We start from the raw sequence: 17,955 nt of genomic DNA on the forward strand, positions 1-17,955 counted from the left end.
ATTTTTTGCTCCCGCAAAATTATAAAATAGGAGTAGCTCCTTTATAGTAATCTCATTAATTCTGAAAGTGTTTTGATCTGCAGCTGACAATCTGACTTCACCAGGCCCTTCGGATTGTATAAAAGCGGAGTGATGCCGGCATTTCTCGCTCCCATAATATCCGTGCTGTGATTATCCCCGATCATCAGGGTAGTGCTCACGTGGGCATTGACTTCCTTCACTGCATGGTCAAAAATTTCCCGCGATGGCTTTTTGTGACCGGTGGTCTCTGACGTAAACACATGCGAAAAGTATTTATTCAGGCCGCATGCCTCCAGCTTAATGGACTGCACATCATCAAAACCATTCGTAACAACACTCAGGTGGTACCTCTTACTCAGATAGTCCAGTATCATTGTGGCATCAGCTATGGTGGCTTTTTGGCGTGGACAATTGAATAAAAAATACTCACTCATTGCTTCAGTCCGCTCGAAATCGGGTGCCCCGCACTTGTCCATCACCTTTCTGAATCGCTGGGTTCTGATTTCATCCCGGTCTATGTTTCCCTGATTGTATTGCTGCCACAGCGTATCATTGGTTTTGAAAAACACTTCAGTGAAACGCTCCGGTCCAAAAATAATCTCCTGCTTTAGCTCAAACTGCTGATACAAATCGCTCAGCACCTTGCGGGCATTGAGGTCATAGTCCCAAAGGGTATGATCCAGGTCAAAAAATATATGCGTGAACTTCATTATCTTCTATAATCTTTAGCAGCCAGCTTATTAATGGCCAGCTCTCTGTTGGAATTCATGGTGTTGTAGGTTTCCTGGTCTTTCTGAAGCTGAAGATCCTTATTGAGAAAGTCAAAAATCTGTGAAACCATGTCGTATACTTCGTCTTTGATACTATAAAAGACCCATTGATCCTTTTTTGTTGCGTTGACCAGCCCGGAATTTTTCAGATACCCTATATGACGTGACGTTTTCGTCTGGGTATAGTCCAGAATGGCCTCCAGATCAGAGACAGCCAACTCATCGTTCTTAAAAAGGAGGTGGATAATTCGTACTCTTGCTTCATCTCCAAAGGCCTTGAAAATCTGAGTGCCGTAGTTTAGACTAAAATTCTTTAATCGCATATTCTTAGTCGGTTATCTCCAAAAAACATTTTCATCAGTACCTTTGACGGGTATAGTTATTTAAAGCTCTCAGAAATATAGTTTTTAAACAACTTTTCCCGTTAGACCTTTATTAATATAGAAAGTATAAGTTTCAAGGGTTTGCTAAAATATTTCATTTACATATTCTTCTGTTTTCTGACAGCTGGTGCACTACTGGCTCAGACGGATACACCTGCTAAAAAGAACATCATTCAATTCACCGGAGTGGTCTTTGCGCCAGACAGTAACTCAGTGATCCCGGGTGTGCACGTCTACGTGCCTACCGCCGGACGTGGAACTACTACCAACCCTTACGGTTTTTTCTCCCTTCCTGTTCTGGAGGGGGACAGCCTGGTTTTTAGTTCTGTTGGCTTTAAGCGTGAATATTATATTGTACCCGAGCATAAAGAAAGCACCAGTCTGAAGGTACTCATCACTATGCAGGAGGACGTAACACTCCTCAATGAGGTAGAGGTCTTCCCTTATCCCACGGAGGCCATGTTCAAAGAAGCCATTCTTTCTCTGGAAACGCCCTACCAGAAGCAATACAATAACCTGAATGCCTGGCTTTCAAGTGATTATATGAGCAGTGCCTATGCAGACCTGCCTGCCAGCCCTAATGCCAACCACCAATATTATATGCAGATGCAAATGCAGGCCATTCAGAATAAATATCAGCAGCCACAAAACAACCTGCTCAACCCATGGGCCTGGTCCAAGTTTATCAACTCCCTTAAGAAGGGAAACTGACACCCCTGAAAACAAAATTGCCCGGATCACCCGGGCAACTTCAATTTTTTCTTACCTGAATACAGAGCATCAGCTCCCCTGAATAGATTCAGCCGTTTTGATCACTTCATTCCAAACTCGGAAAGTATTTTTATAGCAAATCTTGGCTATATCCTCCTCTGTGTAGCCTCTTTTTAACAGTTCATAGATTACATTGGGAAACATCGATACATCTTTGAGGCCGTTTGGCAGGCTGTCACCTACCCCATCAAAATCAGAACCAAAGCCCACGTATTCGATGCCCGCAATGGCCACTACATTGTCGATGTGATCTGCAACGATCTTCACATCCGCATATACATCATTGTCCTCAGAGTATTTTTTAGCGAAAGCTTTGTAGGCAGAATCACTCTTCTTCAGCCCGGTCTCAGCCAGATAATTGGTCATCACAGAGTCCATCACGTCATACTTTTCACGTGACTCCTTTGATAGGAAAGTTGAGCCAAAATTGATGTGAATTACGCCACCCTTTGCCGCCAAATCCCTGATCATTTCATCCGACATATTTCTGTGGAAACCCGGAGTAAACTTTCTGCACGATGAATGCGAAGCGATTACGGGTGCCTTGCTCAGCCTCAGCGCGTCATAAAAAGCACTGTCTGTCACGTGGGAGATGTCTACCATAATGCCCAACCTGTTCATCTCTGCAATCACCTGCTCACCAAACGGGCTTACGCCGTTCCAGGTATAAGTAGTGTCGTAAGAGGAGTCACTGATTTGATTGTCTATGGAGTGGGTAAGGGTGATGTATCGGATTCCTTTATTGAAGAAATACTCCACATTGGCCAGATCGTCTTCGATGGGTGCGCCATTTTCCATGCCCAAAGGCAGAGAAATAAGCCCCTTGTCAAAATTGGCCTGAACATCTGCTGGTGTATGGGCTAAAGCAAACTTATCCGGAAAAGCAGTCGCCACATTTTGCGTCATTTCAATGAGCGAGTCCGCAAAAGCTTTGGCTCCGCCCTTGACATAATAGGAAGACGGAATGTATATAGACATGAATGGTGCATCCAGTCCACCGGCTTTGGCTTTTGGGAAGTCAAAGTTGCCCTCTGTCTCCACGGAAACATCTTCCACTTTTTTCCTGAGCATGAATCCCTTCACTTCCATGCGATAGGGGAGGTCCACATGCCCATCCACAATAATATTTTGTTTAGCCAACTCTGTAGCATAAGCCATGACCTCCTCGTCGGTCATGTCAGCTACGGCCTTTTTAACCTCCGCGGGCTTTGCACAGGCAAAGGCAAGGAGCGAGAGTAGCAATAATTTGGAGAATTTCAACATAAGATGATGTTCGTTTTTTAGTTTGGAAAACCCTGTTTTGGGTTATTCGGGGCTAAAAATACACAGTCGCAGGATGAAATCGTAACAATCATTCCTGAATTCATTTTTTATGCGATTACAGTGGACAGAGCGTCTTGTTTGCGGTTAACTACATTGTGCGTATTTTGGCTAAATGCGTCACTTAGCCACATATGCCCTCATATTATTAAATGTCAGCCTGTGCCTGGCACAGCAACCGGTCAAATATCAAAAGGTATCCATAGACTGCCTTTTTCTGGGCAACCTTCGTCAAAAGGAGTTTGTCATCAATTCGGATCAAGAATTTTATCAAATCACAAAGTTGCGAACCTCAATTCCCGGAATTAAATGCGCAGGCCTTCCTGATATTGATTTCAAAAAGAAAACCCTTGTAGGATACATTGTGAGTGTTGGCAGTTGCCCTACACCGACCTTTCATATGAGTTTTACCCAATCTGAATCTAACTATCTGCTGAAAGTAGAAGTGCAGACTCTGGGTGTCTGCAGGAGGGGATATTCGGAACTCTATTGGTTGGTCATTGATAAAGTAGAGGACCCCGAATCCATTCATTTTGAAACCGTATTCCTCTGAGGTTACTCTCTCATGACCAAAAAAAACCCTTCCCGATGGCTATCGGGAAGGGTTTTTTATTCTGTTAACTATTTTTACTCAGCGGCTTCCTGAATTTTTACCAAGATCGTAATTGATCTGTCTGTACCAGATGTTCCTCCAGTGGAAACAACTTTAGCAAGGCCTTTCAATGATCCTCGTGATTCTGCCAATTCGAAAGCAAAAACTGTTTCAGCAATAAGTTTGTTTTGCTTCGTTGCCGAAGGCGTAACATCACCAAATGCATCTAGCAAAGCATATTCACCATCAATAGCATCAAATTCCGCTGGGCTTATGCTTGTTGTTACGAATCTTGTTTCGTTTCTTGTTTCAATAACCGAAGACCCTAACGCATCATCTGTTCCGTCAATGGCTGCTGAAAAAGCAGTGTTAGCATCAGCGTCATCAATGGCTGCAATGGTATACTCATTTGTATTGCCATAGAAGAAACAAAAATCGGTATTGGCTGAATTATCATCTCTGAAAGAAGTATAAGCATACGTCGAATTTTCAATAGAATTGTAGAAACTATTGGCACTAGAATTCGATTGTCCACCTAATAGCGTTTCAGTATGAGTACTGATCGGATTGTCATTCACTACCACTTCCACCTCTGTAGTAGAAGTCTGATCTTTGTCATCCACCACTTCAAATTCGAAAGTAATGGTAGACCCTACATCTTCTGCTTCGATCTCCGTAGCACGTGAGTCTGTTACCACAGCCACACCAGCATCCACACTTAAGTCCAGTCTGGTATACTCAGCCAGCTTGGTAGCAGCACCACCATCCTTAGACACAAATACTCTATATACATTAAATCCGCCTTCAGCATTGATGCTTACGTTGAACACTACCTCATCACCAGGTACAACATTCAATGGGCTCGTAGCCGCTGTTCCGTTCACTGTAGTAGCCACGGCGATTGTTGGAGTTGCAGGTGCCGGAGTTTCCTCATCTCCACCGCAACTGTACAAAAATGCCATAGATGCCACTGCACCATAAATCATAAGATTTTTAAATACGTTTTTCATTCTTGTTCGATTTTAAGTTTGAGTTTTTAATTTTTAGACGATTATTAGTTAAATCAGGACAAATCTAAGATAGTTTCACTTCATAATTTCAATAAAACCGCCGGTCACCAACAAATACTCGTCGGAAGGCTAACGATTCTCTTTCGATAGTGTTTGATCTACCCCTGTGACACTTATTAGAGGAATAACGTTGGAATCATGGTTAATATTGATAAATTCATAGATTCATTGACTTGATGTATTATTTTTAATATTTTACAGTAGTGTTTTTGTGAATAATAAAATCACGTTGTAGGTGCAAGTGCATTGTGATTTTAAAAAAATGTGACATTTTTGTATTTTAACCGAATAACCTAAAATTCTACTATGACCGATCCTATATCACCAAGTTTGCTTGAAGCCTGGAATACTTACGGGCAGTACCTAGCCTATGCAATAGCTGGTGTTGGTGTTTTGATCTTGTTAGGTCATTACCTGAAATTATTAACCACCACAGATGCTAAATCGAAATACGATTATATCAATATGCATGAAATCAACCTGCTATGGTATGGTTTTTTGCTGATCCTGATCGGTGCGTCACTTTACGCAAACACACTCAGACCTAATACCACCTGGTTGTGGTTCTTTGTTTGGATTTTTGTGACCCTCATGGTCTCCATGATCGTGGGAGTAGTTATCCAAAACGTGTTGAAATTCTACTATCCTTTCTTTATTGAAAAGAGATTGAAAAAGCTCAGATTCACGCCAAGGATATCTCCTGATGGACGTAAAATGAAGCTCCTGAGTGAAGAGGAAGAGGATGTGTACCTGGATGAGGGTATGCAGGCTGAAGAAGATGCCTTTTCCGTGGACTATGACGTGTGGGTAGACGAGGTTTCGGGTTACACCAAAATAGAAAAATACAATGGTAGACTTCACGCACTGCAGTGCTCAGAGTGTAACTACCAGACCCTCAAAATAGACCGGGAAGAAGTGGTACAAGAGGCCTCTACTACCGAAGAGGGTGAATTGATGAAATATTATACCTGTGGTTACTGTGGCCACAAAGAGCGCAAGTCTTTCAGCATCTCTAAGCTGAAATCTGAGGAAGAGACTACAGCCTAATCCCTCTAAATCTTAAAAACTTCAAGCCCTTTCTTCTCAGAGAGGGCTTTTTTTTGACCTATAGTTTCACGCAAATGTTTTGTGGTTCGGTGAAAAACCGCAACGCTTCACTTCCTCCCTCACGCCCAACACCGGATGATTTCATCCCACCGAATGGTGTTCTCAGATCGCGGAGCATCCAACAGTTGATCCAGATGATTCCGGATTTGATCTGATGAGCCACCGCATGCGCCCGCTTTAAATTCTCTGTCCAAATCACCGCCGCTAATCCATACGGGGTGGAGTTGGCTTTCTTCACCACATCCGATTCATCGGTGAAGGGGATAAGTGTCACCACCGGCCCAAACACTTCCTCCTGGTTGATCTGACAGAACTCATCAAGCCCTTCAATGACGGTGGGCTCATAGTAGAAACCATTCATCAAGGTGATTCTTTTTCCTCCAGTGAGGATTTTTCCACCCTCTGCGCGGGCACCAGCCACATAAGTATCTACCTTCTCCAAATGCTCCCGTGAGACCAATGCACCCATATCCACTTCTTTGGATGGGTCACCCACCTTCAAGGCCCTCACACGATCCACAAACGCAGCTTTGAACCGTTCGTAAATGCCTTGCTGAATAAAAATTCGTGATCCACAGAGACAAATCTCTCCCTGATTGGTGAAGGAACTTTCTATGGTTGTACGCACCGCCTCTTCAAAGTGGCAATCATCAAATATCACCACGGGATTTTTACCTCCCAGCTCAAGAGAGACCTTCTTGAACTGTCTGGCCGCAGCCTGACCGATTATCCGCCCCGTTTGGGTACCTCCTGTAAATGAAATGGCTTTCACCTCAGGGTGATCCACCAGCAACTGACCAATCTCTGCACCCCGACCATGTAGGACATTCAATACCCCTGGCGGAAAGCCAGCTTCATTGGCTAGCTGACACAGTAAAAAAGCTGTGTAAGGCGTCACTTCCGAGGGCTTGGCAATTACACAATTGCCTGCGGCCAGTGCAGGAGCGATTTTCCAGGTAAATAAGTACAGCGGCAGGTTCCATGGTGAAATACACCCCACCACCCCCAGGGGGGCTCTCCTGGTATAGTTGACCGCCTGACCTTCCATGATGTGCGCTTCAGAGGACTCATTGATGATCGCTGAGGCGAAAAAACGGAAATTGGCCGCTGCCCGGGGGATATCCACCCTTCGAGCCAGAGCAACTGGCTTGCCGTTGTCCTGGCTCTCTGCCCTGGCCAGGTCCTCCAGGTTCTCATCTATCAGGTCCGCCAGTTTGTGAAGAATTTTAGAGCGCTGAGCCAGTGTCTTTCGAGACCACTCATCAAAAGCTGCGGTTGCGGCCCGTACCGCCTCCTCAAGGTCTTTGGAGGAAGAGCTGGCTGTCCTGGCAAAGACCTCCCCCACAGCCGGATTGACGTTGTCCAGATACTGGCCACTCTCCGGCTTGTGAAATGATCCACCGATGTAATTATCTATGATTATCATAACTTATAGTGATCCTGTGCGTCCTCCGTCCACGGGGATGCTCACCCCGGTGATATATGAAGCTTTGTCAGAAGCCAGGAAAGCAGCCAAAGCCCCAAGCTCATCAGGCTGCCCAAATCTTCCGGCCGGGATACCGCTCCGCATGGCGGCAGCAGAAGCCTCTTCCGAAATACCTTTCTTCTGTGCAGTATTACTTATGATGGCCTCCAGCCTGGTGGTTTCCACAGCTCCCGGTAATATATTGTTCACGGTAATTCCATAAGGGGCCACTTCATTGGAGAGTGTTTTGGCCCATGAAGCCATGGCACCGCGCGTGGTGTTGCTCACACCAAGTCCCGTAATGGGAATTTTCACGCTGGTGGAGATCACGTTGATGAATCTCCCGAATCCCTTCTCCTTCATGCCTGGAAGTGCAGCCTGCATCAGTTGATGACTGGCGTGCAAGTGCATACTAAAAGCTCGCTCAAAGTCCTCCCAGTTAGCCTCGGAAACAGGACCCGGAGGTGGTCCACCGGTATTATTCACCACTATGTCCACCTGCTTTTCACGAATGTGCCCGGCCAAACGATCCACATCTTCCTGCCGGGACATGTCCGCCACAAATGTCGTATGATCGGCACCTGCCAGCATGTTGAGCTGAGCTTGCAGTTCCTGCTCATTGCGGGCTACCAAAATCACTTTTGCCCCTTCTGCCGCCAGAGCTTCGGCGATTGCAGCGCCTATTCCTTTAGATCCTCCACACACCAGTGCATGCTTGCCATTTAGATTCAGGTCCATTGTTTTAAAACTTTCTTTAGTGGGTCAGGTATTATTTATAACTTTTCACCGTCTAAAGTAATTAATAAAAAAACCAAAGGCCATGGCAATTCAAAGACCCTTTAATCTGCAGGAATGGATAGACAACAACCGTGACCTGCTAAAACCGCCAGTGGGTAATAAAAACCTCTATGCCGATGCGGGTGATTACATTGTAATGATCGTGGGTGGCCCGAATGCCAGAAAAGACTTTCATTACAACGAAACCGAAGAGCTGTTCTTTCAGCTGGAAGGTGACATCATCGTGAAAATACAGGAAGATGGCCAGGCAGTGGACATTCCTGTGAAAGCCGGAGAGATGTTCCTCCTCCCCGCCAAAGTACCTCACTCGCCCATTCGGTCTGAAGGATCGGTGGGGCTGGTCATTGAGCGAAAAAGGAAACCAGACCACACTGATGGACTCATGTGGTTTTGTGATGAGTGCAATCACAAGCTACATGACACCTATTTTCATCTTACGAACATCGAAAAGGATTTCCTGCCCCGATTCAGGGAGTTCTACAATGCAGAAGAGAAAAGAACGTGCCCCAATTGTGGGAGCGTAATGCAAACTGACCCGAGATTTACAGACTAAATGACTTATCAAAGCACCCCGGATTTTGCCAAAGCGCAGGATCAAAAAGACCCGCTCAGCAGGTTTAGAAAAGAATACCATATTCCTAAAAAGAACAACAAGGAGGTTATTTATTTCTGTGGAAATTCTCTTGGGCTACAGCCAAAACGAACTGAAGCGTTTATCCAAAAGGAACTCCAGTCGTGGAAAGAACAGGCTGTAGAAGGACATTTTTCGGGAGATCAACCCTGGGCCGAATATCACCGGTTTTCCAAAAAATCCCTGGGCCGATTGGTCGGTGGTCTGGAGGACGAGGTGGTCTCTATGAACAACCTCACCACCAACCTTCATTTACTGCTGGCTTCATTTTACCAACCTGCCGGCAAACGAGTGAAAGTCATGATCGAAAATGGGGCGTTCCCATCGGATCACTATGCGGTGGAATCACACATGGAACACCTGGGGGTCAACCCTAAGGAACATTTAATTCTCCTTAGTCCTGCCGACGGTAAAACATTCAGGAACGAGGAGATCACACAAGCTATCCGGCAACATGGAGATGAACTGGCCCTGGTCCTATTTCCCGGTGTGCAGTATTACTCAGGACAGTATTTTGATATGAAGGCCATTTCGGAAGCTGCCCATCAGGTAGGCGCCTTTGCGGGGTTTGATCTGGCACACGCCATGGGTAACCTGCCCATGAACCTTCATGATGACAACATAGATTTTGCGGCCTGGTGCAGTTATAAGTACCTCAATTCGGGTCCAGGAGGCGTTTCGGGGATATTCATTCATCAGCGACATTGTGCTGATCCTCAATTCCCAAAGCTAAAAGGTTGGTGGGGCCACGACCACAATACCCGGTTCAACATGGACAACCAGTTTGTGCCAAACCCCGGGGTGGATGCCTGGATGTTGAGCAATAGCAACGTGATATCCACTGCCGCACATCATGCGTCATTGGAACTATTCGATGAGGCCGGCATGGAAGCCCTTCGTAAAAAAAGCCTCTCCCTCACCGGATACCTGGAATACCTGCTCCTGTCAGATGACCTCATCAGCAGAAACATTGACATCCTCACTCCGAAGGAGCCCGAATCCCGCGGATGCCAGCTCTCCGTATTTATATCCAAAAATGGCAAGGAAATCTATGACGGGTTGATTGCACAGGGAGTGATATTGGACTGGCGAGAACCCAACGTGATCCGGGTGGCACCCACTCCCATGTACAACACGTTTAATGATGTCTACGAATTTTGTCAAATACTCAAGGCCCTGATCATTATCTATGGAGCATAAGGAAATAAGCATATTAGGAGCCGGCCTGGTGGGTTCTCTTTTGGCAGCATTGCTTTCGCAAAAAGGCTTTGGGGTAGATGTATTTGAGATGCGCGGAGATCCCAGGTCCCAGAAAATAGGAGAGGGTCGTTCCATCAACCTGGCACTGAGTCACCGGGGTATCACCGCACTGAAACAAGCGGGAGTTTTCGAAAAAATAGAACCAGCGCTCATTCCCATGATGGGAAGAATGATTCACGACCTCAAAGGGAATCTTAACTTTCAATCCTATGGACGGGCGAGTCAGCACATCAACTCCGTCTCCCGATCAGGACTGAACAACCTCCTGATAGATCATGCCGAATCTCATGGGGTCAACTTCCATTTTGGTCATAAATGCAGCCAGGTAGATCTTGATCGCATGGTTATAGATTTTGAAGGTGCCTCAGATCTTTCTGTTTTATCCAAAGTACTCATAGGGGCAGATGGGGCTTTTTCCATGCTGAGAAGAGCCATGGAGAAGACAGACCGGTTCAATTTTCACCAGCACTACATCGAGCACGGGTACAAAGAACTCCACATCCCTGCTATCAATGGCACGTTTGCCATGGAGCCCAACAACCTCCATATCTGGCCCAGGGGTAACTTCATGCTCATTGCACTTCCCAACCCGGACTGCTCATTCACCTGTACGCTGTTCTTTCCGTTTGAAGGAGACCTTTCCTTTGAAAGTTTGAAAGATGATGATGCTGTTTTGCAGTTTTTCGAAACCTATTTTCAGGATGTGCTCCCCCTGATTCCAGATCTGGTCACTCAGTTTCAAACAAATCCTACCGCCTCTCTGGTCACAATAAAAACAAGCCCCTGGGCAAAAGGCAGAAGTCTGCTCATTGGAGATGCCAGTCACGCCATTGTGCCCTTTTATGGCCAAGGGATGAATGCAGGCTTTGAAGATTGTCGACTGTTTATGGAGTGGGGAGAAAAGTTAGATTTTGACTGGGACAAGTTACTACCCTATTTCTCCAAACACCGTAAGGCAGATGCGGATGCCATTGCCGACCTGGCCATGAAAAATTTTGTGGAAATGCGGGATAAAGTGGCAGATGACCGATTTGTCGCCATCAAAAAACTAGAATCCAGACTACAGGAAGCTTACCCCGATAGCTGGATTCCATTGTATTCAATGGTCACGTTCAGTGACATCCCTTATTCAAAAGCAAAAAAACTGGGTGAACTGCAAGAGCAAATCATGAGGGCACTACCTGCTGATTTTGACCCCATGGGTCATCCGCTAGCACCGATCATTGAAGAATTTAATGCTCTAAAGAAAGACGTTCTGTAAGCATCTCAATAGTTTCCTGCTCCACATCTGAAATACCATCTGCGGCATTGGCAAACAGGTACATCGACTCCAGCACAAACTCTTTATCCGTTCGGCTGTCGCTGATATGGTTTTTAAGCGCATTCAAAAACTTCTTTTGCCACTTCTCTATATTATCAAGCAGGTATCTGAACTCTGTACGGAATGACTGCTCCAGCTTCTCCAGGTCCGGATCACCCAGACCATCACCATACTCCATGGCCAGACCCTTGGCCAGGCGGAGGACACCATCCCACTCACCTTTGTCCAGCACTCCATCGCACATGCATACGATCAGGGAAGGGTAAAGATTTAGGATATACGTAAACTGATCGAGTGTCAGGTCAATATTTCGAACCTTTCTATACTCGTCTAGTAGTTGTTCAACTTGTGTTTTCATTAATTTCTCAGGGAATAACATGGGCGATTAGGGCTAAGTTAAAATAAAGGATTTAATTGTAAATACGATTAGGTGGGAAGTTGTAACCATTTTTATGGTTATTCCGCTTTTTTTTATCACTTTTTTTAGTTATTAAGAAATTGAACAGATCTTTCTCTGGAGGGTTGTAAGGCTATGTCGTACAAAGTGGGAATTATTGGCTCCGGGGTAGCCGGAATGGCAAGTGCCATAAGATTAGCTACAGCGGGGCACCAGGTAGAAGTGTTTGAGGCCAACGCATACCCTGGAGGTAAGCTGTCCGAAATCAGACTTGGGAGCTATCGTTTCGATGCGGGGCCTTCGCTCCTCACCCTTCCGGCACTCATCGACGAGCTGTTTGAACTAGCCGGAGAAGACCCCGCACGTTATTTCACCTACCAAAAGCTGGAGGTCAACTGTGAATACTTTTACCCGGATGGGGTGAAAATATCGGCTCACGCAGATCATGAAAAACTCATTGAAGAAATCATCAGAAACACCGCCGAGCGACCTGAAAATGTACGGAAAGCCTTGGCCAAAAGCCGACTCCTGTATGACCACCTGAGCGAGTTGTTTATGTTTAGCTCTCTGCAGGATCCTAAAACTTTCATCTCCCGGCCTGCATTCAAGGCCTACAAAAAGCTGCATCAATTGGGGTTTTTCCAGAGCATGAATAGCGCCAATGCATCCACCTTTGATGACCCCCGGATCACCCAGATGTTCAACAGGTACGCCACCTACAATGGTTCATCTCCTTATAAAACCCCTGCCACCATGAACATAATTCCACATCTGGAAATGTCCCTTGGGGCCTACTTTCCATCAGGAGGCATGCATAACATCACTCTGGCACTGTATAAGCTGGCCAAAAGGGTGGGGGTGACCTTTCACTTTGAGCAACCCGTGGAGCAAATTATAATCGAAAAGAACCGAGTAAAAGGACTGATGACAGGAGGGCTGCAATTGAATTTTGATCGGTTGGTTTCCAACATGGACATTGTGAACTCCTACCGCAAGTTGATGCCAGACCTCAAAGCCCCCAAATTCCTGCTGAACCAACCCAAATCAAGCTCTGCACTGATATTTTACTGGGGAGTGGGTAAGAAATTTCCACAATTAGGGCTGCACAACATCCTTTTCAGTGGAGACTACAAAGGCGAATTTGAGCACATTTTTCAACAGGGGTCCATCTCTCAGGATCCTACGGTCTATATCAATATTACTTCAAAGTATCAGCCATCTGATGCGCCGGAGTATGGCGAAAACTGGTTTACGATGATCAATGTGCCGAACAATCAGGGTCAAAACTGGGATCACTTGATTGCTGAGGCACGAAAAAACATTCTCTATAAAATATCTTCAACTCTAGGTGAAGACCTTGCACCACTTATCGAAGGGGAGGAAATCCAGGACCCACGCACCATAGAGTCCAAAACCAGCTCGGCACTGGGCGCACTGTATGGAAATAGCTCCAATAACCTTTTTGCTGCCTTCCTGAGACATGCCAACAAAAGCAGGCGAGTGCAGGGGCTATACTTCTGTGGGGGAAGCGTACATCCCGGAGGGGGGATTCCCATGAGTTTATCTTCGGCCAAACTGGTGGCTAAATACTTTCACTAGGCAATTCAACTGCCACTTCGACATCCGTAGCTTCCGGAAAAAGTATCTTGTAGTTCTTGAAAATAGACAAAATGGTGTTGACGTAAGTGACCGGCTCTATCCCCCGGCAATAACCAAATTGTACCACCGGATCATTGAAGTAATTGCTGTTTGATTTTTTCAGCAGGTAGTCTTTTACATCCTCCCAAAGCTGGGGATCGCCGCCATATTTTTCGGTTAGTCTGATGGCGTCCATTACATGGCCATGGCCCACATTATAGGCTGCCAGGATAAATTTCACGCGTTCCAAAGGATCTGCAATCACATCAGAAAAGTACGATTGTAGCCATTTAATGTGCTGAGTGCCGGCATAGAGATTTTGAGTGGGGTCTTCCAACCTGGTCACCTGATACTCCTCAGCGGTAGTCGGCAAAAGCTGTAACAATCCCACGGCTCCGGCCCATGACTCGGCATTGGGGTCAAATTTGGATTCCTTATAGATCTGTGCCGCCAGAAGTCGCCAGTCCCAGTCCAGCGCTACAGCAGACAACTTGATTAAAGAATCATAGGGAGAAAGTTTCCCTCCACCCAGGGAGTAATACTCGCTTTGAGTACGCTTCAGTGATGCCTTTCTGCTCTTGAAATACTTATTGTATATGGTATAGTACTCAGCAGTCCTCCGCATTTCGAGGATCCAGGTGTTTAAAGCTAAGAGGAGTTCATCCCCATTTTTTCGAACCCCCCAGGCAATTTGGGTAGGGAAGCTTACGGCCGTACGGATGTCCAGGTTTGGATAGTAGGTGGAATTAACCAACGCTATATCCTCTTCTGCCACGGTAAAGTCAATTTCTCCTTCGGCCACCTTTCGGATGATGGCTTCAGTCTCCACTTCAGGTGAGTCTTCGATGATGACAATGTCATCCCCTATCTCATTGGACAGGTTTTGCAGGCGATCAAAGTAGGAGGAATGATGCCGAACGACCACTTCTTTGCCAATGAGCTCCACCGGATTTCGAATCAGCTGCTTTTCAATTTCATGGAGTTTCATTTTTCGCCAATTATCCGGCTTGCGCTGGATCAGCACCATCTTCACCAGGTTGTGATAATGGGTAAAGGCAATGCGTTTCTTTCGATCTTTGGTCACTGTGAGGTTATAGGCCAGCACATCGCCTTCTCCGGCGTTCAGCTTTCGAAAACCCTCTTCCAGGCTGGGGGTTACATTGATCCGAAGTTCCAGCCCCTGTGATTTGGCAAAGGCTTTGATGAGCTCATACTCATACCCCATGGTATTCCCCCGGTAAATGAACAGGCCGGTGGAACTATTATCCATGATGGCTGTGATGTAGCCACGTTCCTTGATCTTATCCAGATCAAAATCCACTACTTTCTCCGGGGGTTCACTATTGGGATCCTTATTTTTCTTGCTACTGCTGGATGTGGTGCAAGCAGTCATCAGTAGCCAGAAAACCAGGCCAATAATAAGGGCGCCAATCCTATGTGTTTGATTCCGTATCAATCTTTCTGTTTAAATCGAAACAGAATATACAAGAAATCTCACGATTGTCCATCTCATTTCTCGATGGATGCGGCTCCTTTCCGGTTAGACTACAGGGCTTAGCTCAAGTAACTTGTAAGTGGCACTCAGGATAGATTCAGCGTCGTAGCCACACTCCTGATAAAGTTCGTCCTGCTCACCATGCTCCACAATGCGATCGGGAATTCCCAGTCGGATCACCTTTGCATGGTAGTTATGGTCAGACATAAACTCCAGTACGGCCGTGCCAAACCCTCCAGGCAAACAGCCATCCTCGACGGTAATGACCTTCTTGTTTTTCGCAAAAACCTGATGCAGAAGGGCTTCATCCAATGGCTTCACGTAGCGCATGTCATAATGAGATATCCGAATTCCCTGTTTCTCCAGCTCATCACATGCCTTCACTGCATAGTTACCAATGTGCCCAATGGTGAGAATTGCTACCTCTTCTCCCTCCCGCAATACTCTTCCTTCACCTATCCCGATCTGTTCCAGGGGAGTTCTCCATACGGGCATCACGCCTTGTCCCCTTGGATACCGGATGGTGAATGGCCCGTCTTTGAACTCACTGGCGGTATACATCAGGTTTCGAAGCTCCTGCTCGTTCATCGGTGCAGCAACCACCATGTTTGGAATACAGCGCATATAGGCCAGATCATAAGCTCCGTGATGTGTCGCTCCATCTGCACCGGCTATTCCGGCCCGATCCAAACAAAAAATCACGGGCAGCTTCTGGATAGCCACATCGTGAATCACCTGATCATAGGCACGCTGCATAAATGAGCTATAAATATTGCAAAAAGGAACCATCCCCTGAGTGGCCAGTCCTGCAGAAAAAGTAACCGCGTGCTGTTCTGCAATGCCAACATCAAACGCACGATCGGGCATGGCTTCCATCATAATATTGAGGGAAGAGCCAGAGGGCATTGCGGGTGTAATACCCATTACTTTATCATTCTGTTCGGCTAGTTCTACCATCGTATGGCCGAATACCTCCTGATACTTGGGTGGTTTAGGCTCTGTAACTACCGTTTTTCGTATTTCTCCGGTGATTTTATCAAATTTCCCGGGTGCGTGCCACTTGGTCTGGTCTTGCTCAGCCAGCTTAAAACCCTTTCCTTTCACCGTCACACAGTGCAAAATCTTGGGGCCTGGAATGTCTTTCAAATCCCGCAATACATGAACGAGGTGGTTGATGTCATGACCATCCACCGGACCAAAATACCTTAAGTTCAGCGACTCAAAAAGGTTACTTTGTTTCAACAGTAAGGATTTGATGCTGTTCTCTATGTTCCCTACAATCTCACGCGCATTCGGGCCAAACTTGCTGATTTTACCCAGTACCTTCCACACATCATCCCGGATCTTATTATAGGTAGGTGAAGTAGTGATGTCTGTCAAATAATCCTTGAGTGCTCCCACATTCGGATCTATGGACATGCAATTGTCATTGAGGATAATCAGGAGGTTTTTATTGGAATCACCAGCGTGATTCATGGCTTCAAATGCCATCCCTCCGGTCATCGCTCCATCACCTATCACTGCTATGTGGTGCTTTTCTTTCTCTCCTTTATAGTCCGAGCCAAACGCCATACCCAAAGCAGCAGAGATGGAGGTGGAAGAGTGGCCCACCCCAAAGGTGTCATACTCACTTTCCGATCTTTTCGGGAACCCCGAAAGTCCATTGTAAAGTCTGTTGGTATGAAAGTCTTTTCTACGTCCGGTTAATATTTTGTGGCCATAAGCCTGGTGTCCCACATCCCAAACCAGCTGATCTACCGGAGTATTGAATACGTAATGGAGAGCCACTGTGAGCTCTACCACACCCAAACTAGCCCCAAAATGCCCACCATACACCGAGACATGATCCACGATGTATTCACGGAGTTCTTCGGCCACCTGAGCCAGTTGAGTCTCGTTTAATTTCTTAAGGTCGTTGGGATTGTCGATTTCCGCTAAAAGCTTTCCTGGCCTAATCTCCATATAGTAATCTTTTGGGGTGATTCATGAACGACTTTCTATTCTAATTGTTTAGCGGCAAGACAATTATGAATGAAATATTCCACAAATCTAAACTATTTTGAGATTTCCTTTAGTGCCAAAAGTAGTAGCTTTGGCCTACTGTGAGCGATTCCCAAAATTCCAATACCTACGAGATCAAACTTCCTCTCTTTGAGGGGCCATTTGATCTGTTGCTCTTTTTCATTGAGCGGGACGAATTGGACATCTATGACATTCCCATTGCTAAAGTGACCAGTGACTTTCTGGATTACCTGCATCAACTGGAAACGATGAATGTGGAAGTGGCCAGTGAATTTATCCTGGTGGCTGCCACACTGATGCGCATCAAAGCGAAGATGCTCCTGCCCAGGCCGGTATTGGATGAGGAAGGGAATGAAATAGACCCCCGTGAGGAGCTGGTAAAGCACCTGCTGGAGTATAAAAAATACAAATCGGTCATTCAGGAACTCAACAGTCTGGAAAGCAATCGGCTAGACCGGGAACAAAGAGGAAATCTGCTCAAAGAAATCAAAAAGCTCTCTCAGTCCATTGATGTGGAAGCTGAGATGCAGGACCTGGACCTTTATAAGCTGATGAAGGTTTTCCAGAAAGTACTGAAGCGATATGAATTTGATCAGAGCAGGCCTACGCATCAGGTGGTGCAGTACCCCTACACCATCTCCACGCAGAAGGACTATCTGATTTACCGACTACACAATAGTCCCAATCATCGCATCTCCTTTAGCTCACTGGTGGAAGAAAAACCTGAAAAAATTCTGGTGATCTACAACTTCCTCGCCATCCTTGAGCTGTTGCAGCTGGGCACCATCACGCTTCACATTGGCGAAGGCTTCAACAATTTCTGGGTGGAAAAACTGGAAGAAGAAAAAATCCCGGACTGATCAGCCCGGGATTCCATTCAATAAAATTTTTGGC

17 protein-coding genes are annotated in these 17,955 nt (G+C 46.0%); 8 read left to right on the forward strand and 9 right to left on the reverse strand.

Features of this window, described 5'->3' with window-relative positions:
• Positions 1-41: 41 nt before the first annotated feature.
• Both RIH33_RS19500 and RIH33_RS19505 read right to left on the reverse strand, forming a co-directional pair.
• On the reverse strand, positions 42-731 hold the full coding sequence (locus tag RIH33_RS19500; protein ID WP_406651728.1) for a YjjG family noncanonical pyrimidine nucleotidase: 690 nt from the start codon (positions 729-731) through the stop codon (positions 42-44).
• Entirely contained in the window at positions 731-1,114 is a 384-nt protein-coding gene (locus RIH33_RS19505) for an ArsR/SmtB family transcription factor (RefSeq protein WP_406651729.1), read from the reverse strand. The genes RIH33_RS19500 and RIH33_RS19505 overlap by 1 nt, the downstream gene beginning before the upstream one ends.
• 141 nt (positions 1,115-1,255) lie before the next feature.
• Here RIH33_RS19505 and RIH33_RS19510 point away from each other — a divergent pair, with 141 nt between their 5' ends.
• Complete coding sequence (locus RIH33_RS19510; RefSeq protein ID WP_406651730.1) at positions 1,256-1,885, forward strand: carboxypeptidase-like regulatory domain-containing protein; 630 nt, start codon at positions 1,256-1,258, stop codon at positions 1,883-1,885.
• A gap of 69 nt (positions 1,886-1,954) precedes the next feature.
• Here RIH33_RS19510 and RIH33_RS19515 read toward each other — a convergent pair whose 3' ends face one another.
• Entirely contained in the window at positions 1,955-3,208 is a 1,254-nt protein-coding gene (locus tag RIH33_RS19515; RefSeq protein ID WP_406651731.1) for a dipeptidase, read from the reverse strand.
• 172 nt (positions 3,209-3,380) lie between these two features.
• Here RIH33_RS19515 and RIH33_RS19520 point away from each other — a divergent pair, with 172 nt between their 5' ends.
• On the forward strand, positions 3,381-3,818 hold the full coding sequence (locus RIH33_RS19520; RefSeq protein ID WP_406651732.1) for a hypothetical protein: 438 nt from the start codon (positions 3,381-3,383) through the stop codon (positions 3,816-3,818).
• Between the two features lie 74 nt (positions 3,819-3,892).
• Here RIH33_RS19520 and RIH33_RS19525 read toward each other — a convergent pair whose 3' ends face one another.
• Entirely contained in the window at positions 3,893-4,867 is a 975-nt protein-coding gene (locus RIH33_RS19525; protein ID WP_406651733.1) for a hypothetical protein, read from the reverse strand.
• Between the two features lie 366 nt (positions 4,868-5,233).
• Here RIH33_RS19525 and RIH33_RS19530 point away from each other — a divergent pair, with 366 nt between their 5' ends.
• Positions 5,234-5,974, forward strand: coding sequence for a hypothetical protein (locus RIH33_RS19530; protein ID WP_406651734.1), 741 nt, complete (start codon positions 5,234-5,236; stop codon positions 5,972-5,974).
• Between the two features lie 58 nt (positions 5,975-6,032).
• Here the strand turns inward: RIH33_RS19530 and RIH33_RS19535 are convergent, their stop codons facing one another.
• The gene (locus tag RIH33_RS19535; RefSeq protein WP_406651735.1) at positions 6,033-7,460 is read right to left on the reverse strand and encodes an aldehyde dehydrogenase; all 1,428 of its coding nucleotides are present in this window, start codon (positions 7,458-7,460) and stop codon (positions 6,033-6,035) included.
• A 3-nt stretch (positions 7,461-7,463) separates the two neighbouring features.
• Complete coding sequence (locus tag RIH33_RS19540) at positions 7,464-8,237, reverse strand: SDR family oxidoreductase (protein WP_406651736.1); 774 nt, start codon at positions 8,235-8,237, stop codon at positions 7,464-7,466.
• Between the two features lie 82 nt (positions 8,238-8,319).
• On the opposite strand from RIH33_RS19540, the gene RIH33_RS19545 reads away from it, so the two are divergent.
• From RIH33_RS19545 to RIH33_RS19555, 3 genes are read left to right on the forward strand one after another with little or no spacing between them, the layout of a single operon-like run.
• A complete protein-coding gene (locus RIH33_RS19545; RefSeq protein ID WP_406651737.1) occupies positions 8,320-8,850 on the forward strand; it encodes a 3-hydroxyanthranilate 3,4-dioxygenase in 531 nt (176 codons plus the stop codon).
• A complete protein-coding gene (gene kynU / locus RIH33_RS19550) occupies positions 8,851-10,128 on the forward strand; it encodes a kynureninase (RefSeq protein ID WP_406651738.1) in 1,278 nt (425 codons plus the stop codon).
• The gene (locus RIH33_RS19555; protein ID WP_406651739.1) at positions 10,118-11,449 is read left to right on the forward strand and encodes an FAD-dependent oxidoreductase; all 1,332 of its coding nucleotides are present in this window, start codon (positions 10,118-10,120) and stop codon (positions 11,447-11,449) included. Before kynU ends, RIH33_RS19555 begins: the two co-directional genes overlap by 11 nt.
• Here RIH33_RS19555 and RIH33_RS19560 read toward each other — a convergent pair.
• Positions 11,421-11,867: a hypothetical protein gene (locus tag RIH33_RS19560; protein ID WP_406651740.1), complete on the reverse strand. Its 447-nt coding sequence runs from the start codon at positions 11,865-11,867 to the stop codon at positions 11,421-11,423. The genes RIH33_RS19555 and RIH33_RS19560 overlap by 29 nt on opposite strands.
• Before the next feature lie 174 nt (positions 11,868-12,041).
• Here RIH33_RS19560 and crtD point away from each other — a divergent pair, with 174 nt between their 5' ends.
• Positions 12,042-13,505, forward strand: a complete 1,464-nt coding sequence (gene crtD, locus RIH33_RS19565) for a 1-hydroxycarotenoid 3,4-desaturase CrtD (protein ID WP_406651741.1) — start codon at positions 12,042-12,044, stop codon at positions 13,503-13,505.
• Here the strand turns inward: crtD and RIH33_RS19570 are convergent.
• Together RIH33_RS19570 and dxs are read right to left on the reverse strand one after the other, a co-directional pair.
• Positions 13,489-15,000 carry a transglycosylase SLT domain-containing protein gene (locus tag RIH33_RS19570; protein WP_406651742.1) on the reverse strand — a complete coding sequence of 504 codons (1,512 nt, stop codon included), beginning with the start codon at positions 14,998-15,000 and terminating at the stop codon, positions 13,489-13,491. The two genes, crtD and RIH33_RS19570, sit on opposite strands and share 17 nt — an antisense overlap.
• Positions 15,001-15,084: 84 nt before the next feature.
• Entirely contained in the window at positions 15,085-17,001 is a 1,917-nt protein-coding gene (gene dxs / locus RIH33_RS19575) for a 1-deoxy-D-xylulose-5-phosphate synthase (RefSeq protein WP_406651743.1), read from the reverse strand.
• Between the two features lie 140 nt (positions 17,002-17,141).
• Here dxs and RIH33_RS19580 point away from each other — a divergent pair, with 140 nt between their 5' ends.
• Entirely contained in the window at positions 17,142-17,921 is a 780-nt protein-coding gene (locus tag RIH33_RS19580) for a segregation and condensation protein A (RefSeq protein ID WP_406651744.1), read from the forward strand.
• Positions 17,922-17,955: the final 34 nt, after the last annotated feature.

This window comes from Marinoscillum sp. (assembly GCF_040222955.1).
Lineage (GTDB): Bacteria > Bacteroidota > Bacteroidia > Cytophagales > Cyclobacteriaceae > Marinoscillum.

What these genes read in the sequence shown, in the direction of transcription:
- crtD (WP_406651741.1), top strand. Translation starts at nt 12,042, where the DNA reads ATGTCGTACAAAGTGGGAATTATTGGCTCCGGGGTAGCCGGAATGGCA.
- kynU (WP_406651738.1), top strand. Translation starts at nt 8,851, where the DNA reads ATGACTTATCAAAGCACCCCGGATTTTGCCAAAGCGCAGGATCAAAAA.
- RIH33_RS19545 (WP_406651737.1), top strand. Translation starts at nt 8,320, where the DNA reads ATGGCAATTCAAAGACCCTTTAATCTGCAGGAATGGATAGACAACAAC.
- RIH33_RS19555 (WP_406651739.1), top strand. Translation starts at nt 10,118, where the DNA reads ATGGAGCATAAGGAAATAAGCATATTAGGAGCCGGCCTGGTGGGTTCT.
- RIH33_RS19500 (WP_406651728.1), bottom strand. Translation starts at nt 731, where the DNA reads ATGAAGTTCACGCATATATTTTTTGACCTGGATCATACCCTTTGGGAC.
- RIH33_RS19505 (WP_406651729.1), bottom strand. Translation starts at nt 1,114, where the DNA reads ATGCGATTAAAGAATTTTAGTCTAAACTACGGCACTCAGATTTTCAAG.
- RIH33_RS19515 (WP_406651731.1), bottom strand. Translation starts at nt 3,208, where the DNA reads ATGTTGAAATTCTCCAAATTATTGCTACTCTCGCTCCTTGCCTTTGCC.
- RIH33_RS19530 (WP_406651734.1), top strand. Translation starts at nt 5,234, where the DNA reads ATGACCGATCCTATATCACCAAGTTTGCTTGAAGCCTGGAATACTTAC.
- RIH33_RS19535 (WP_406651735.1), bottom strand. Translation starts at nt 7,460, where the DNA reads ATGATAATCATAGATAATTACATCGGTGGATCATTTCACAAGCCGGAG.
- dxs (WP_406651743.1), bottom strand. Translation starts at nt 17,001, where the DNA reads ATGGAGATTAGGCCAGGAAAGCTTTTAGCGGAAATCGACAATCCCAAC.
- RIH33_RS19560 (WP_406651740.1), bottom strand. Translation starts at nt 11,867, where the DNA reads ATGAAAACACAAGTTGAACAACTACTAGACGAGTATAGAAAGGTTCGA.
- RIH33_RS19525 (WP_406651733.1), bottom strand. Translation starts at nt 4,867, where the DNA reads ATGAAAAACGTATTTAAAAATCTTATGATTTATGGTGCAGTGGCATCT.
- RIH33_RS19540 (WP_406651736.1), bottom strand. Translation starts at nt 8,237, where the DNA reads ATGGACCTGAATCTAAATGGCAAGCATGCACTGGTGTGTGGAGGATCT.
- RIH33_RS19520 (WP_406651732.1), top strand. Translation starts at nt 3,381, where the DNA reads ATGCGTCACTTAGCCACATATGCCCTCATATTATTAAATGTCAGCCTG.